This is a genomic window from Polyangium sp. y55x31, from assembly GCF_029946505.1.
In the GTDB taxonomy this organism is placed as follows: domain Bacteria; phylum Myxococcota_A; class Polyangia; order Polyangiales; family Polyangiaceae; genus Polyangium.
Genome location: NZ_JARZHG010000015.1, coordinates 23,621 through 40,595, shown reverse-complemented (window position 1 = coordinate 40,595; position 16,975 = coordinate 23,621). Strand labels below are relative to the sequence as shown.

Genomic DNA, 16,975 nt, shown 5'->3' with positions numbered 1-16,975 from the left:
CCGGATACGAGCGAGGTGGTAGGATTCATGTCCGCCGCGGGCATGCTCGGGGGACGAACTTGGAGAGACAGTTCGGGCGTTATGTGCTCCTCGAACGGCTCGGCGCCGGGGGGATGGCCGAAGTCTGGAAGGCGAAGAGCTTCGGCGCCTTGGGCTTCGAAAAGACGCTCGCGCTGAAGCGCATCCTGCCCGAGCTCGCGCGCGAGCCCGAGCTGCTCGAGATGTTCGTGCACGAGGCGAAGCTCTCGGTGCGACTGTCGCACGCGAACATCGTGCAGGTCTTCGACCTCGGCCGCGTCGAGCAGGAGGGCGAGCCGCCCGGTTACTACATCGCGATGGAGTACGTCGCGGGGCTCGATCTCGCGACGCTGCTCGCGCGGTGTCGGCGGACGAAGACGCGCCTGCCGTTCGGGCTGGCGGTGTTCGTCGCGGCCGAGGTGGCGAAGGCGCTCGATCACGCGCATCGAAGGCGCGACGAGCAAGGCAAGCCGCTCGGCATCGTGCACCGCGACGTCTCGCCGCAGAACATCCTCGTGTCGTGGGAAGGCGAGGTGAAGGTCACGGACTTCGGCATCGCGAAGGCCAAAGGCTTCATGCGCGAGGACGAGCAGGCGGGTGAATCCGTCCTGCGGGTGCGCGGAAAACTCTCGTACATGAGCCCCGAGCAGTCGCTCGCGCAGCCGCTCGACGGGCGCAGTGATCTGTTCTCGCTCGGCACGGTGCTCTACGAGCTCGTCGCGGGGACGAACCCGTTCGCCGGCGCAGGAGACGCCGAGACGCTCCGGCGCGTGCGCGCGGCCGAGGCGCCGCCGCTCGAGATCGCCCGGCCCGAAGTGCCGCGGGAGCTCGCCGCGATCGTGCGCCGCCTGCTCACGCGGCGGCCCGAGGATCGCGTGCCCGACGCAGGCCGGCTGCACGAGCAGCTCCTCGGGTACTTTTATGCGACGGGGGATCGTTTTGGATCAAACGATCTCGCGGAGCTCGTCGCGCCGTTCCAGGACGAGGCGAGGAAGGCGCCCGAGATCGAGGCGGGCTCGGTGCTCGGCGATCCGCAAGGCACGGAGCACGAGCGCACGCCGGTCGAGGTGCCGACGACGTCGGCGTCGCTGAAGGTCGCCTCGGAGAACGTCGCGACGGCGAATTTTTTGGAGCCCGCGGGCGAGCGGCGCGAGGGGACGGTGCTCGTCGTCGCGGGGACGTGCCGCATCCCGGCGCTGCCGTTCGACGTGGAGGGCGCGCGCGAGGTGATCACGCGGTACGGCGGGGTGATCCTGGAGCAGGAGCCCTCGCAGATCGTGGCGGTCTTTGGTCTCGAAGACGCGGATGGGCGCGACACGGAGGCGGCCGTGCGCGCGGCGCTCGTGATCCTTCGTGCTCAAAAGGGTCGCAGCGCGTCGGCGGGCGTGCACGTGGGGCGCGTGCTCGTGGACACGCGTGGCGTGCCGATCGTCGACGCGCGGCTCGGGACGCTGGTCACGCAGGCGCAAGGGCTCGCGCGCGCGGTGACGGAGCAGGTCGCGGTCTCGCACCCGGCCGCGCGGATCGTGCGCGCGGCGTTCGGCTTCGACGAGCTGCCGGGCGGAGCCGCATCCGTGCCGGAAGGCGGCCGCGTGATCGCGTCGGCGCGACCGCCGATCGGGGCGAGCGGAAAGTTCGTCGGTCGTCAGGAGGAGCTGCGCCGCATCGGGGAGATCCTCGCGGCCGCGACCCGCAAGCGCGCGCAGGTGATCACGGTCCTCGGCGAGAAGGGCATCGGCAAGTCGCGGCTCTGCGCCGAGATCGAGCGGCGGCTCGGGCGCGGCAACTGGTCGGTGGGGTTTTACGCAGCGAGCTGCCCGCCGAGCGGAGCGGAGCTGCCGTGGAGCGGGCTGCAGGCGATGCTGCAGGTGCTCTGCGGCGTGCAGGAGGGCGATGGCGAGCAGGCGATCCTCGCGACGTTGCCGCGGCTCCGCGCGCTTGGTCTGCAAGAGGAGGAGTCGTCGGCGGTGCTGCGTCAGCTCGGCGCGCGGCTCGGCGATCGGCCGTCGCGCCCGGTGGGCGGGATGGGGACGGCGCTGCGCGCGGCGTTCACGCGCATGGTGCACAAGCTCTGCGAGGACCGGATCCACTGCTTCGCGTGGGACGACGCGCAGGCGATGGACGCGGCGACGGCCGAGGCGATCGCGAGCGTGGCGAGCCGCAACGAGGGCGCGGCGTCGAACATCCGCGCGGTGTTCATGCTGGCGACGCGCACGGCGCCGCCGAGCGTGCTCTTGCCGCTCGCACGTCATCACGTGGTCGCGCTCGGCCCGCTCGGGGCCGAGGAGAGCGAGCGTCTCGTGGCGGAGCGGATCGGCGTGCGCGCGGCGCCCCGTGAGCTCACCGCGTTCTGCCGCGAGCGCGCCGCGGGGCATCCGCTCTTCATCGAGGAGCTCTTGAAGGAGCTCGTGGATGCGCGCGCCGTGGAGGTCGAGGACGGCCGCGTTCGGTTGCGGCTCGACGGCGCGCGAGCGGTGCCGCGAGCGCTGCGCGCGCTCATGGAGGCGCGCGTGAGCCGCCTGCCGCAGCGCGAGCGTGGAGCGTTGAACGCCGCGGCGATCCTCGGCGATCCGGTGCACACGCAGGTGCTCGCGGCGCTGCTCGGCGAGAGCTTTTCCGTCGTCGATCGAGGGATCGGCGAGCTCGTTGCGCGCGGCTTTTTGCGCGCGGCCGGCGCCGCGGAGGTGAGCTTCCCGTCGCCGATGCACGGCGAGATCGTCCTCGACACGATCCCGCACGAGGCGCGGCGTGATCTGCACGGCAAGGCGGCCGAGGCATACCGTGCCGTCTTTGGCGACGAGGTCGCCGAGGCGCACGGCGAGCGCGTGGGGAACCACCTCTACCACGCGGGCGATCGCGACCGCGCCGCCACGTTTTACGCACGCTCGGCGTCGCATCGCGTGCGCCTCTGCCAGCTCGAGCCGGGCATCCGCCTCTTGCTCCGCGCGATCGATCTCGCCGACCTCGATCGTCGACCCGCGACCGAGATCGCGGCGTGGTTGCGTGAGCTCTGCATCGCGGTCCTGCCCGTCCGCGCGGCGCCCTCGCTGGAGGATGTTTCAGCGCGGGCGCTGCGTCGCATCGATGCCGCGGGCACGCTCGAACAACGCGTCGCGGCTCGCGTCGACGTCGCGCGCGCGCTCGGCGCCGTGAACCGCTTCGATCGGGCGTACGCGGAGATCGACCTCGCGTTCAAGCTCGCCGCGGAGAACGACGAGCTGCAGCGTCGCGCGCTCGTCGCGGAGATCGATCTCGGCGCGCGGAGCGGTGATTTCGCCCGTGCAGCGCGCGCGGCCGATCGGCTCGAAGCCATGGGACCGGCCGAGGATCCACGCACGCTCCTCGCCATCGCCCACGTGCGCGCCGCGACCGGCGTCGCTGCGGCCGCGCTGCTCGCCATCGATCGCGCCGAGGCCAAGAGCCCGAGCGGCGACATCACGCTCGCGAGCGAGCGCGAGAAGGAGCGCGTGCTCGTGTACGCGTTCATGCGTGATTTTCGCGCCGCGGCCGAGGCCTCCGCGCGCGCCGTCGAGCTCGCTCGTGCCGCGGGGCTACGCGCCGAGATGGCGGCATCCCTTCACAACCTCGGCGACACGACGCGGCGCCTCGGCGACTTTCCACGCGCCTACGCCACGCTCACCGAGTCACTCCAGATCGCCGAGGAGGCAGGGTACGAGCGCATCGCATCGCTCAACCGCGTCCACCTCGCGTACCTCGACGGGCGGAGCGGCAAGCCCGGCGCCGAGACGCGGATCCGCGATCTCGTGAAGTACGCGGAGGCGCGCGGCTACCACGCCGATGCGATCGAAGGACGCTCGCTCCTGGCATCGCTCCTCGCCGAAGGGGGCGCGCATGACGAGGCGAAGCGCGAGTTCGAGCTGGTGCTTCGCATGGCCGAGGCCTACGGCAACGGCTTCATCGCCGACGACGCGCGCGAGGCGCTCGCAAAGCTCGGCTAGCTCGATCGGTTCACGCTCACGGCGACTTCGGAGGCGCGAGGCCCGTGAGGGTGACGGGCGCGGCTTCGCCGGTCGCGGTGATCGCGCGCCGCACGATGCGGCTCTTGTTCGTGTCGGCGACGACGAGGTCCTTGCCGGAGACCGTGATCCCCGCCGGCTCGGCGAGGCCCGTGAGTACGGTGCGTGTCGTGCCCTTTGCCGGGTCCACGCGCTTGACCTTGCCGTTGTACGAGTCGGCGACCCAGAGCGCGCCTTGCCCGTACGTCATGCCGATCGGGTGCTGCAGCCGCGCCTTGGAAGCCTCGCCGTCGACGTCGCCGAACACGAAGAGGTCGACGCCGATCACGGTGCGCACCTCGGCCGTCGTGAAGTCGATCGCGCGGACGCTCGACGTCTCGCTGTCGAGCACGAACAAGCTCTTCTCGTCCGTGGCGAGCGCGCTCGGCTGGGCGAACGCGGCGGCCTGGGCCGGCCCGTCCTCGCGTGCCTCCCGGCCGCTGCCCGCATAGAGGCGCACCGTGCCCATCTTCGGATCGAAGACCGCGATCTGATGCGAGCCGGCGAGCGCGACGTAGATCGATCCTTTGTGGTGCAATAAATCCCACGGCGAGCGCAGCGGGGCCGTTCGCGCAGTGTGCTCCTGCAATCCGAGCGGCTCCGTGCCGAGCTCGCCCGTGCCGGCGACGGTCGTGACCTCCCGCGTGCGCCGGTCGATCTTGCGGATCAGGTGGTTGCCCGTATCGGCCACGTAGAGATCCGAGCCGATCTCCGTGAGCCCCTGCGGCCGCTGAAATGTCGCGCTCTCCGCCGCTCCGTCCTTCGCGCCTGCCTCGCCCGCGCCGAATACGGCTTCCACCGCGCCCGCGGCGTTCGTCAGCACGATGCGGTGATGACCCGTATCGGCGATCGCGAGGCCGCCGTTCTGCAACGCGAGCACCTTGCCCGGGTATCGCAAGACGCCCGCCGGCCCGCGATCGGGACGCAGCCCTTCGATCGGCGCCTTCGCGAGCACGTTCGCGGCTCGCCCTTCGGCGAGCGCTTCCTCGACGGCGCCGCGGAGGTCGCCTGGATCCGGCTCGCCCGATCCGACCCACGCGAGCCTGCCTTCCGCGTCGATCACCGCGACCGTGGGCCACGCGCGCACGCCCCACGCGTCCCAGATCGTCATGTTCGCGTCGACGGCGACGGGGTGGACGATCTCCAGATCGCGAAGCGTGTCGCGCAGTCGCGCCGCGTTTTTCTCCTCGTCGAACTTGGGCGAGTGCACGCCCACGACGAGCACCGGATCCTTCGCGAAATGCCGCTCGATCGCGGCCAGCGTCGGCAGCGTTTGCAGGCAGTTGATGCAGCAGCTCGTCCAGAAGTCGACCACCACCACGTGGCCACGCAGCGTGTCGCGGCGCAGCGGTCGATCCACGTTGAGCCACGCCGTCGCGCCGTTCCATTCGGGGATCGAAGGCCTGTCGCCCGGCGGCAAGAGCAAGCGCTCCTTGGGCGCGCTCGCCTCCTTCGACGCCGCGTCGAGGATGGGCAATTCGACCTTCGGGGCGGGCTTCGTGACGGGCGCGGGGGCAGGGGAGGCGCACGCGCTCGTGGCGACGAGCAGCGCGAGGGACGGGATCCAGCGCATGGCCCCAGTCTACGCGCGGCGGGCCTTCGGGGATGCCGCGAGGCGCGGGAGGCTCAGGAATCGCCGGCGAGCTTGCGCTCCAGGGCTTCGAGGTGGGCGCGGACCTGGGGGTCGGTGTCGCGCTGGGCCTCGATCTTCCGGACGGCGCTCATCACGGTCGTATGGTCGCGATTGCCGAAGGCGCGGCCGATCTCGGGGAACGAGACCTTGAGCCGCTGCTTGCACAGGTACATCGCCACGTGCCGCGCGAAGGCGATGCTCTTGTGGCGATCCTTGGAGGTCAAATCGATCGAGCGAAGGTGGAAATGGTGGCAGACCGCGCGCTGGATGTCCTCCACGCTCATGATCGAGGCGCGCGGCGTGGCGGCCGTGATCTCGGCGCGGGCGAAGGCGAGATCCACCGGGCGGCCGGTGAGCGAGGACTTGGCGGCGAGGCGGATCAGCGTGCCTTCGAGCTCGCGCACGTTCGAGCGGATCACCTGGGCGAGGTAGAGCGCGACGTCGTCGGGAAGGACGATGCCTTCGAGCGCGGCCTTGTTGCGCACGATGGCCACGCGCGTCTCGAGCTCGGGCGCCTGGATGTCGGCGACGAGGCCCCACGAGAAGCGCGAGACGAGCCGCTCCTCCATGCGCTCGAGGTTCTGCGGGTACTTGTCGCTCGTCACCACGATCTGCCGATCGAGGCCGTGGAGCGCGTTGAACGTGTGGAAGAACTCTTCCTGCGTCTGCTCGCGGCCCGCGAGGAACTGGATGTCGTCGACGAGCAGGAGATCGCAGTGGACACGGTACTTCGCGCGGAAGTCGTCCATCCGGTGATGCTGGATCGCCGTGATGAAGTCGTTCGTGAAGCGCTCGGCGGAGACGTAGATGATGCGGGCGCCGGGGCGCTCGTCGAGGACGCGGTGCGCGATCGCGTGGACGAGGTGGGTCTTGCCGAGGCCGGTGCCGCCGCAGATGAAGAGGGGGTTATACCGCCTGCCGCCGCCGCCCGCGGCCGCGATCGCGGCGGCGTGCGCGAGCTGGTTCGAGGGGCCGACGACGAACGTCGCGAAGGTGTGCTTCGGGTTCAGATCCTCGGGCAGGGCAGGTCTGCGCTGAGGGGCGGGCGCGGGGGCCTGGGCGCGGGGCTCGGCCGCGACGGGCGCGCTCGGAGATGCGGGCGCGCTCGGCGGATTCGTCGAGGGGCGCACGACGAGGGAGCGGGGGCGCACGGGCGGCATTTGCGGGACGTTGGCGATGGGAGCCTCGAGGTGCTGGTCGATGGTCCAGGCGACCTGGACACTCCAGCCGGTGAGCTCACGGATCTTGTCGGTGATCGTGGGCAGGAAATTGGTCTTCACCCACTCGAGGACGAACTCGTTCTGTACCCGGAGCGAGAGGACCCCGTCGGTGAGGTCGTCGAACTGCACGCCGCCGAACCACTGATCGAACGTCGCAGGGGAGAGCCCGCGCGTATGCTCGATCGCCCGTTCGAAAATCGCTCGCGATTCGTCTCTCGAAGTGGTCATTCCTGCCCAGAAATCGCTGCGAATACAGTGCCGCGGCGATCCTCGTCGAGGATCGCCCCCAGGTTTTCCACAACCCGCATCAGCGATTCGTCTCGCTATCGTGCGGAATCAATACGGGATCTTTACTTCCCGTGACGAATTCCCCGCGTTGTCCACAAGATATCCACAGAATGCCGAGGGGAGCGCATGCTGCGGGCGCGAAGAGCACGATCAGGGGCCTGTGGCCCGGCGACGCTTCGGGGCTCGCCCGGCTCGGGGATGGGGGTCGCCCCGCGTGGGCGACCCGCCCATTTCCAGGGGGGCTGTTCGAGCTTCGCGCAATGGTTCATCACGGAACGCGAAAACGACAATACAGGATCAAGCCTCCCCTGCGTAAGCCCTTGGGAGGTTTCCTTCACGATCGTCAGGAAAAATCCGAGCCCCGACGGGCCCCGCCGAGGGGCCGCGACGAAGACGAACCGGAGGTAGCACCGGGGATGGGCGGGCGTCCATCCCCATCGAAAACAAATGCGCCAACCACCTGATTTTACGACGGTTTTTCCGGGTTCGACGATCCGACGCGTAGCGCCGTTCGCGCTCCCTCGGGCGTCACGTTGCGGCGAGGGCCGAATCCATAGCGTCCGGAGGGAGCGCGCCCTCCGGACGCCCGCGAGAGGCGGGCATTGGCAGACGCGTCCGTCCGTCAAGAGGGAAGATTGTCCATGATTTCCGGCGTTTGCCCGCGACGGTTGTCCCCTGCCCCGAAGCCGTTTTCCGCGGGACCCGAGAAGTTGCCCTGGGCCTCGACATGTGGCTAAGGCCCCCCCATGCGCCAGGTGAGCAGAAGAGGCACCACCACCGCAGTCCTGTCCGTGCTCCTGGTCGGATCGTGGGCAACGCGCGCGAGTGCGCAGGAAAGCGCCCTCGCCCCGCAGTTCGCCTACTCCTACGGAGAGAACGAGACCGCGCGGAGCCTCGCCATGGGCGGCGCGACGCGCGCCGTCGGCAACGGCACGACGGCGATCTTCTCGAACCCGGCGAACATGGCGCTCACGCGCCTCTACCACATCGAGGCGATGGGGCAGTTCACGCCCGAGGTGACACGCGCCATCGGCGGCGGTGCCATCGTCGACTCGATCACGTCGTCGACCCGCATCGCCGGCGGCCTCGCGTTCTCGGGCGGCATCATCGATCCCGAAGGCGTCGATCGCGGGTTCATCGACGCGCGCGCGGCCGCCGCATACCCCATCGGCGATCGCGTGTTCATCGGCGTCGGCGGTCGCTACCTGCGCATGATCCAGGACGGCTTCGGTCCACTCGATGACGCGGCGACCGGACGTTACAGCTCTGTGTCGGGCGGGCTCGTCGACGCCGCGGGCAAGCGCATGCCGTCGGTCGACGCGCTGACCTTCGACGCAGGGCTCACCATCAAGATCACGCAGTCGGTGCACCTCGGCATCGCGGGGCAGAACCTCACGCACCCGGGTCACGGCCTCTTGCCCACCACGATCGGCGCCGCGCTCGGGTACGGATCGAAGGACATCACGGTCGAGGTCGACGGCGTCGCCGATCTCGACTCGTGGAACAAGGCGACGGCGCGCATCATGGCCGGCGCCGAGTACCTCGCGGCCGACCATTATCCGATTCGCCTCGGCTACCGCTTCGATCAAGGCGCGGGCGTCCATCAGCTCTCCGGCGGCTTCGGCTACATCGGCCAGGAGATCGCCGCCGAGGTCTCCGTGCGCCGGACGCTCTCGACCGAGATCAACAGCACGATGATCGCCGTCGGCCTGACGTATCACCTCGAGTCGAGCGGCCTCACCCGCAACCGCGTGAGCGGCGAAGGGTCGAGCGGCGAAGGGTCGAGCGGCGAAGGCACGAGCGGCGAAGCGGAGAAGTGACGCAGAGCGTCCGAGCGCGCGGGCGCATCCAGGACGGAAGGATGCGCGGCGTGTCTTGCGCCCGGAAACGTGGTGCCATAGTTCGGGCGTCGTGCTCTGCCTGACCCGACCGACCGATCCCACCTGGGCTGCCTTGGCCCTCGCGGACCTCGCCACCCTGCTCCGGGATCACGCGCACTGCGAGATGAAGGCGGCGTCGAACGCTCTCTCGCTCGCGGCGCGATGGCCGGAGCGAACGGAGGTGGCGCGCGCCCTCGTCGAGCTCGCCGAAGAGGAGCTGCGTCATTTCCGAGGCGTGCTCGACGAGCTGACCCGGCGCGGGCTCACGCTCGGCAAGCCCGAGGTCGACGTGTACGCGGCGGAGCTACGCAAGGCGATCGGCGTCGGTCGCAAGGGCGCGCCCGAGGATCCGCTCGTCGATCGGCTGCTCGTCGGCGCGGTGATCGAGGCGCGCTCGTGCGAGCGGTTTCGCCTGCTCTGCGAGGCCTTGCGGGCGCGGGGCGACGAGCCCGAGCTGCTCGCGTTCTACGAGGAGCTTTTCGCTTGCGAGGCGCGGCACTACCGCACGTTCGTCGACCTCGCGACGAGCGTGAAGGCGGACGCAGCCGCCGTGCGCGCGCGCCTCGAAGAGATCGCGCGGGCCGAGGGGAAGCTCGTCGAGGTGCTGGGCAAAGAGCCCACCGTGCACGGGTGAAGCAATGGATCTGCCTCCGCACGAGATCGATCGTCTGATCGCGCGCGCCACGGACGAGCTGCGCCAGAAGGAGCGCGCCTTCCGCGTCGAAGGACCCGCCCACCGCGGCAACGTGCTCGAAGCCTTCCGCGCGGTGAGCACACGCTCGATGTGGATCGAGCTCGGCGAGCGGGGCGCGAAGGATCCGATCCTCGCGGCCGCGCGCGCGCACGCCGCAGCACTCACGATCACGCGCGTCACCTGGGCCGAGCGCGTGCGCGTCGCCGAGGCGTGGCACGCGCCTGCGATCGAGATCGAAGATCCCGTGCCCGAACGCGTGAGCCCACGCGTGACGCTCGAACGTCTGCTCGACGAGACCGTGCCGGCGCGCCGCCACGTCCTCGCCGATGCGTTCACGCGCGGCTCCGGCGATCTCTCGGACGCCGCGCTCGTCCACGAAGAGCGCCGCGCCGAGGCGTTTCGCCGTCTCGGGGTCGAGGACGTCGATGCCCTCGAGATCCCCGTCCATCCCCCGGCCTCGCTCGCGCGGATCGCCGAGCGCCTGCTCGACGTGACGGCCGAGCTCATGCCGAAGCGCGCGCCGCGCTGGGACGACGCGCTCGCCGCGATGCTCGCGCGTGACGCCGGCGAGGGCTGGCCTGCGCGCCTCTCGCCGCGCTGGTTCCAGGAGCTCTTCGGCAAGACGGGCCTCTTCGATGGCCTCTCGATCCCGCCGTTCCCGCTCCCGCGCCTCCTCGGCGCCGCCTCCTTCGCGCGCGCGCTCGCTCGTTTCGGACGCGCCTTCGCCGAGGCCGACGTCCCGCGCGCGGCGCCCTTCGTGCTCGCGCGTCCGCCCTTCGATCTTCGCTCCGCGCGCAGGGCTGCGCTCTTCGGCGCCTTGCCCGCCGATCCCACGTTCGGCGCGCGCTTGCTCGGCCTCGGACGCTCACGTGCGCGATCGCAAGCGCAAGACGTCGCTCGTGCGCTCCTCCTCTCGCTCCGCCTCGACGCAGCGCGCGTCCTCCTTCGTGGCTCGGTCACCCTTCCGCACCGCGCGCGACGCGAGCGCTTCGAGGAGCTCACCGATCGTGCCCTCGGCGTTTCCCTGCCCGGCGTGCTCGCGTTCGTCCTTCCCGCGATCGATCCTCAGGATCCGACGCGCCTCGCGGGCGCGCTCCTCGCCCTCTCGGATCGCCGCGCGCTCATCGAGCGCTTCGATGAGGACTGGTTCCAGAACCCGCGCGCCGCTCTCGCCTTGCGTGAGGAGCATGCCGTCCTGCCGCGTGATCCGACGAGCCCCGAGGCCGCGATCGAAGCGGGCTTGGTCGAGCTCTCGCGCTCGCTCGCCGACCTCTTCCGCTGATGCGCGCTCGTGACTCCGGCCGCCCGATCCGGTAGGTATCAGGCCGTGGTGCAGAAGTACGGGATCCCCATCGCCGACCTGCCGGGTCATTGCCTCGACGCCGTGGATGCGGCCGAACGCGTCCGCGCGCGCACGCTCGTCACGCGTGAGGGGCATCCGATCGCGGCCATCGTCCCGATGAGCGACCTCGACAAGATCGACCCACCCGATCCTGCGGTCGACGGCGTCGACCCGCTGCTCTCCTTGTGCGGCACGTGCCGCCACGACGAGTTCGTCGACTCGCTCCTCACCGACATCTCGCAGACCGGTCTCTGGCGTCGGGGCTGAGGCGCGCGTGGGTTACCTCTTCGATACGGCCACGCTGGCCGAGGTCCTCCGCACGGTCCCTTCGCGGCTGCTCGTCAAGCGCCTCGCCGGCGTGCCGACCTCCGAGCGCTGGACGACGTCGATCACGGTCAGCCAGATCCTGATCGCCGCGCGCCGCACGCGGCACCCGAAGCTCATGCAGGACGTCATCCGCCTCGTCGCGGCGGTGAAGGTCGCGCCGTTCGACACGCTCGCGGCGCAGTCCTTCGCCAAGCTCCGCACGACCGTAGCGCCGGACGTCGACACCGACGACGTCATGATCGCGGCCATCGCCGTCACGCACGACTTCACGCTCGTCACGCGCAGGCCCGCCGCGTTCCGCATCTATCCGCACCTGCGCGTCGAGGACTGGACGCTCTAGCGACGTGTCGCGCGGCCGGGCGGGTTCGTCCGCGCGACCCTTTCCTTTGTGGGATGTCCGTCGGGGCCGACCTCGGACCGGACGCACATTTTTCGGGAAACGGCAGGCTCGGACCCGGCTCCTTTGCCCCCTTTCTGCGCCGCGCGGGTGGGCCTGCTTCCGGCGAACAAAAGGGGCCTTCCCGTTCCCTTCGTCACGTGCTAGTTGCCCCCGCGCCCATCGAGAGGGTGTCTTTTTGCCTCTCGCGCGGCCCGTGACGTTCGGAGGCTCTCTCCTCGGGATCAACCGAGGGTCATGACCCCTGGCCTCCCCGTCTCTCGAGCCGATCGAGACATCGAGGCCCTCCGGAGACCGCCGGATCCCGTGAACCACCTCGCCTCAGCCAAGCTCTTCGCCTCGGCGATCAACGTCGATTTCGACCCGACGTTCATCGCCCAGTTCATCCTCTTCACGACGTTCGTCGTCGTGCTGCGGCCCTTGCTCTTCGATCCGCTCCTGCGTGTGTTCGAGGAACGCGAGAAGCGCACCGAGGGCGCCAAGGTCGAGGCCCGCGCGATGGACGCGAAGGCCGGCGAGCTCCTCACGAAGTACGAGGCGGAGCTCGAGAAGGTCCGCCGCGAGGCGGGTGTCGAGCGCGAGAAGCTGCGCCGCGAGGCCAAGGATCTCGAGACGAAGATCATGGCCGAGGCGCGTGACGAGGCGGCGCGCATCCTCGATTCGGGCAAGGCGCGGATCGCCGCGGAGGTCGAGCAGATGAGGAAGGAGCTGAAGGACGCGCAGCCGGCGCTCGCCGCCGAGATCGCGTCTCGGGTCCTCGGTCGGGAGGTCGGTCGATGATGTCGCGCAGGCTCGCGAAAGTCTTCTTCCCGCTCGCGGTGGGTCTCGCGGGCGCCTCGGCGTTCGCGCAGACGAACCCGAACCAGGGTTTGCCCGCGGGGCATCCGCCGCTCGACGTCCCGCCGGGCCAGGCGCGGCCGGCGCCGGGGCAGCCGGGGCAGATGGGCCGCCCGATGCCGGGTGGCATGCCGGGGCAGGGGATGCCGGGTCGCCCTGGTTTTCCGCCGGGCATGCAGCGGCAGCCGCAGCGCGCGCCTGCGCCGGCGCACGCCGAGGCGGCGGGTGATCACGGCGGCGGGCACGGCGGGCATTGCCCCGGCCACGGCCCGCACGACGCCCCGCACTTCGACCAGATCAACTGGTGGCACGGCATGATCGCCGTGAACAACGAGAAGGCGATCCAGCCGGGCTTCGTGAACAAGCTCCTCTGGCGCTACGAGAACCACGCGGATCCTTGCGATCCGAAGAACGAGCCGCCGCCGTTCCTCGCGTCGATCCTGAACCTCGGCGTGCTCGGGTTCATCCTCTACCGCTTCGGCAAGAAGCCGATCGGCGAGGCGCTCGTGAAGCGCAAGCAGTCGATCATGTCGGAGATCGACAACGCGGCGCGGCTGAAGAACGAGGCGCAGAAGCGGCTCGACGAGTACGAGAACAAGTTCGAGCAGATGGCCGAGACGCTCACGGCGCTCAAGGCCGAGTACGCGGCCCAGGCCGAGCTCGAGAAGAAGCACATCGTTGCCGAGGCCGAGGAGCGCCGGGCGCGCATGCGCCGCGACGCCGAGTTCCGCATCGAGCAGGAGCTCCGGACGGCGCGGATCGAGCTCATGCGCGAGGCGGTGCAGGGCGCGACGGCGGCGGCCGAGGAGATCATCCGCAGCCGCACGGCGCAGGCCGATCTCGATCGGATGAGCGAGGACTACCTGACCTCGGTGCGTGAAGCGCTCGCTGCGAGCGGGCCTGCGGGAGGAGCGCGATGAGCAGCGAGACGATCGCCAGGCGGTATGCGCGTGCGGTCTTCGAGCTCGGCAAGGAGCTCAAGAATCTGCCCGTGGTGGCGCGGGACCTCGCGGATTTTTCGGCGAGCTTCGAGAAGTCGGACGATCTCCGGATGGTCCTCTCGAGCCCGCTCATCGCGGAGGATCAACGCGAGGCCGTCCTCAAGGAGGTCGGCCAGCGCATGAGCCTCTCCGAGACGGCGCTCTCGACGCTGCGCCTGCTCGCCAAGCGCAGGCGCCTCTCGGCGCTGCCGGACATGGTCCGTCAGCTCGAGAAGCTCGTGGACGAGGACGCGGGCACGGTCCGCGCGACGGTCACGAGCGCTGGTCCGCTCAGCGAGAGCTACCTTGCGAAGCTCCGCGCCGAGCTCGAGAAATCGACTGGCCGCAAGGTCGTCATCACCCACGTGCAGGATTCCTCGCTCATCGCAGGCATCGTCACCCGCATCGGCGACCGGGTGATCGACGGGAGCGTCAAGGCCCGCCTCGAGAGCTTCCGCGAGTCGCTGCTCCGCACCTAGTCGATAGGCCGACCGAGGCCCCCAAACTTCCACCGCCCCTCGCACGGGCCGGGTCGAACCAGGATCAAGGACTTCCCCCATGCAGCTCAGAGCCGAAGAGATTTCCCAGATCATCAAGAAGCAGATCCAGAACATCGACAAGGCCGCGCTCGTCACCGAGGTGGGCACGGTGCTCACGGTCGGCGACGGTATCGCCCGCGTGTACGGCCTCAGCCGCGCGATGGCCGGTGAGCTCGTCGAGTTCGTGGGCGCGGGCGGCGAGACGCTCGCGGGGCTCGTGCTGAACCTCGAGGCCGACAACGTCGGCTGCGCGATCTTCGGCGACACGAGCCTCATCAAGGAGGGCGACTCCGTCAAGCGCACGGGCCGCATCCTCGACGTGCCGGCGGGCGAGGCGGTCGTCGGCCGCGTCGTGAACGCGCTCGGCATGCCGATCGACGGCAAGGGCCCGATCGAGACGAAGGAGCGCCGCCGCGTCGAGGTGAAGGCGCCCGGCATCATCCAGCGCCAGCCGGTCAAGGACCCGCTCCAGACGGGCATCAAGGCGATCGACGCGATGATCCCGATCGGCCGTGGTCAGCGCGAGCTCATCATCGGCGACCGCCAGGTCGGCAAGACCGCCGTCGCCATCGACGCGATCATCAACCAGAAGGGCAAGGGCGTTTACTGCATCTACGTCGCGATCGGCCAGAAGCTCAGCACGGTCCGGCAGGTCGTCGATCGGCTCGAGGCCTACGGCGCCATGGAGTACACGACCGTCGTCGCCGCGACCGCGAGCGAGACGGCGCCGCTGCAGTACATCGCGCCGTACACGGGCGTCACGATCGGCGAGTACTTCCGCGACACGGGCCGCCACGCGCTCTGCGTCTACGACGACCTCTCGAAGCAGGCCGTCGCGTACCGCCAGCTCTCGCTGCTCCTCCGCCGCCCGCCGGGCCGCGAGGCGTACCCGGGCGACGTCTTCTACCTCCACTCGCGCCTGCTCGAGCGCGCGGCGAAGATGGCCGACGTCTTCTGGGTCGTGAAGAAGGGCACGCCGGCGCCGCCGCCCGGGGACCGCGACTATCGCGGCGCCGACGGCAAGATCCACATCGGCGAGCAGGGCAAGGAGTCGTCGCACCACAGCCTGAAGGAGATGGGCAGCGACTACGAGATCATCAAGGACAAGTGGTCCGGCGGCTCGCTCACCGCGCTGCCAGTGATCGAGACGCAGGCCGGTGACGTCTCGGCGTACATCCCGACGAACGTCATCAGCATCACGGACGGTCAGATCTTCCTCGAGGCGGACCTGTTCTTCTCGGGTGTTCGTCCGGCCATCAACGTCGGTATCTCGGTCAGCCGCGTCGGCGGCAACGCGCAGATCAAGGCGATGAAGAGCGTCGCCGGTACGCTCCGCCTCGACCTCGCGCAGTACCGCGCGATGGCGGCGTTCGCGCAGTTCGCGGGCGACCTCGACGCGAAGACGCGCAAGCAGCTCGAGCGCGGCGCGCGCATGGTCGAGATCCTGAAGCAGGGCCAGTACGTCCCGCTCTCGGTCGAGAAGCAGGTCCTCATCATCTACGCCGGCATCAACGGCTACATCGACGACCTGCCGGTCGATGCGCTCGCGCAGTTCGAGGACGAGCTCTACAAGTACGTCGAGTCGAAGCACTCGACGCTCTTGCCGGAGATCGCCGAGAAGAAGGCGCTCGACGACGAGCTCAAGAAGAAGATGAACAAGGCGATCGAGACCTTCAAGAAGACCTTCGTCCCCGGCGGCAAGTCGAAGCCTGCCGTCGAGGAGGAGGAGGCCGAGGCCCCGAAGGCCGAGGCGAAGGCCGATGGCAAGGCGGCCCCGAAGAAGGCCGCGAAGAAAGCGAAGTAACCCGTGCCTTCGCTCAAAGCGATCCGCAAGCGCATCACCAGCGTCCGCTCGACGCAGAAGATCACGCGCGCGATGAAGATGGTTGCTGGTGCGCGGCTCAACCGCGCCCAGCAGCGCATCACCGAGCTGCGCCCCTACGCCGTCAAGACGCAGGAGGTCCTCGCGGCGATCACGGCCTCGGCGCGCGCGGCGAGCGCGCAGGATGGCGGGCAGGGCGTCCCTTCGGATGCCGACGTCGTCCTCGAGCGTCCGCTCCACCCGCTGCTCGTCGAGCGCCAGGAGCGCCGCGTGATGCTCCTGATCCTCACGAGTGATCGTGGGCTCTGCGGCGCGTTCAACACGAACATCAACAAGCGCGCCGAGCGCGAGTGGAAGAGCCGCGTCGAGCAGGGGCAGGAGGTCGTCATGAAGGTCATCGGCCGCAAAGGCCGTGACTACATGAGCCGCCGCAACGCCCCGAACCTCGGCTACCTCCCGGGTGTCTGGGAGAAGCTCGCCCTCGAGACGGCGCAGCGCGTGGGCAAAGAGATCCTCGCTCCCTTCCTCAAGGGCGAGGTCGACAGCATTTACGTCATCTACAACGAGTTCAAGAGCGCGGTCACCCAGCAGGTCGTGGTCGAGCGGCTCTTGCCCGTTCGTCCGCTCGCGGAGGCCGATCAGGCCGAGGCGACCTCGGCGACCGAGTTCATCTTCGAGCCGAACCGCGAGGCGCTGCTCGACGTGCTCGCGCCGATGTACGTCGACATCTCGCTCCTGCGCGCGCTCTACGAGTCGATGGCGAGCGAGTTCGGCGCGAAGCTCACGGCGATGGACGCGGCCACGAAGAACGCGAAGGAAATGGTCGAGCGCCTGACGCTCGAATACAACCGCGCGCGTCAGGCTGCGATCACCAAGGAGCTCATGGAGATCATCGGCGGCAGCGAGGCGTTGAAGGAATAAGTCCTTCCTCGTCCCGCTCGTGGGGCGCGTCGCTCGGAAGCGTCGAGCCGCGCCCCACGGC

13 protein-coding genes are annotated in these 16,975 nt (G+C 69.7%); 11 read left to right on the top strand and 2 right to left on the bottom strand.

Features of this window, described 5'->3' with window-relative positions; genetic code table 11:
• The first annotated feature begins 59 nt into the window (after positions 1-59).
• The gene (locus tag QHF84_RS25000; protein ID WP_281315918.1) at positions 60-3,977 is read left to right on the top strand and encodes a serine/threonine-protein kinase; all 3,918 of its coding nucleotides are present in this window, start codon (positions 60-62) and stop codon (positions 3,975-3,977) included.
• A gap of 16 nt (positions 3,978-3,993) precedes the next feature.
• Here QHF84_RS25000 and QHF84_RS24995 read toward each other — a convergent pair whose 3' ends face one another.
• Positions 3,994-5,607: a thioredoxin-like domain-containing protein gene (locus QHF84_RS24995; protein ID WP_281315917.1), complete on the bottom strand. Its 1,614-nt coding sequence runs from the start codon at positions 5,605-5,607 to the stop codon at positions 3,994-3,996.
• A gap of 53 nt (positions 5,608-5,660) precedes the next feature.
• Entirely contained in the window at positions 5,661-7,115 is a 1,455-nt protein-coding gene (dnaA, locus tag QHF84_RS24990) for a chromosomal replication initiator protein DnaA (protein WP_281315916.1), read from the bottom strand.
• A gap of 806 nt (positions 7,116-7,921) precedes the next feature.
• On the opposite strand from dnaA, the gene QHF84_RS24985 reads away from it, so the two are divergent.
• The 10 genes from QHF84_RS24985 to atpG all read left to right on the top strand — a co-directional run bounded on the left by QHF84_RS24985 (position 7,922) and on the right by atpG (position 16,914).
• Positions 7,922-8,995, top strand: coding sequence for a hypothetical protein (locus QHF84_RS24985; protein WP_281315915.1), 1,074 nt, complete (start codon positions 7,922-7,924; stop codon positions 8,993-8,995).
• Positions 8,996-9,086: 91 nt separating this feature from the next.
• A complete protein-coding gene (gene miaE, locus QHF84_RS24980) occupies positions 9,087-9,689 on the top strand; it encodes a tRNA isopentenyl-2-thiomethyl-A-37 hydroxylase MiaE (protein WP_281315914.1) in 603 nt (200 codons plus the stop codon).
• 4 nt (positions 9,690-9,693) lie between these two features.
• The gene (locus QHF84_RS24975; protein WP_281315913.1) at positions 9,694-11,031 is read left to right on the top strand and encodes a hypothetical protein; all 1,338 of its coding nucleotides are present in this window, start codon (positions 9,694-9,696) and stop codon (positions 11,029-11,031) included.
• 45 nt (positions 11,032-11,076) lie between these two features.
• Positions 11,077-11,358 carry a hypothetical protein gene (locus tag QHF84_RS24970; RefSeq protein WP_281315912.1) on the top strand — a complete coding sequence of 94 codons (282 nt, stop codon included), beginning with the start codon at positions 11,077-11,079 and terminating at the stop codon, positions 11,356-11,358.
• 7 nt (positions 11,359-11,365) lie between these two features.
• The gene (locus QHF84_RS24965; protein WP_281315911.1) at positions 11,366-11,758 is read left to right on the top strand and encodes a PIN domain-containing protein; all 393 of its coding nucleotides are present in this window, start codon (positions 11,366-11,368) and stop codon (positions 11,756-11,758) included.
• Positions 11,759-12,052: 294 nt separating this feature from the next.
• The gene (locus QHF84_RS24960) at positions 12,053-12,595 is read left to right on the top strand and encodes an ATP synthase F0 subunit B (protein WP_281315910.1); all 543 of its coding nucleotides are present in this window, start codon (positions 12,053-12,055) and stop codon (positions 12,593-12,595) included.
• Positions 12,592-13,572: an ATP synthase F0 subunit B gene (locus tag QHF84_RS24955; RefSeq protein WP_281315909.1), complete on the top strand. Its 981-nt coding sequence runs from the start codon at positions 12,592-12,594 to the stop codon at positions 13,570-13,572. Before QHF84_RS24960 ends, QHF84_RS24955 begins: the two co-directional genes overlap by 4 nt.
• A complete protein-coding gene (gene atpH / locus QHF84_RS24950) occupies positions 13,569-14,111 on the top strand; it encodes an ATP synthase F1 subunit delta (RefSeq protein ID WP_281315908.1) in 543 nt (180 codons plus the stop codon). The genes QHF84_RS24955 and atpH overlap by 4 nt, the downstream gene beginning before the upstream one ends.
• A gap of 79 nt (positions 14,112-14,190) precedes the next feature.
• Positions 14,191-15,975: a F0F1 ATP synthase subunit alpha gene (gene atpA, locus QHF84_RS24945; RefSeq protein ID WP_281315907.1), complete on the top strand. Its 1,785-nt coding sequence runs from the start codon at positions 14,191-14,193 to the stop codon at positions 15,973-15,975.
• A gap of 3 nt (positions 15,976-15,978) precedes the next feature.
• A complete protein-coding gene (atpG, locus tag QHF84_RS24940; RefSeq protein ID WP_281315906.1) occupies positions 15,979-16,914 on the top strand; it encodes an ATP synthase F1 subunit gamma in 936 nt (311 codons plus the stop codon).
• Positions 16,915-16,975: the final 61 nt, after the last annotated feature.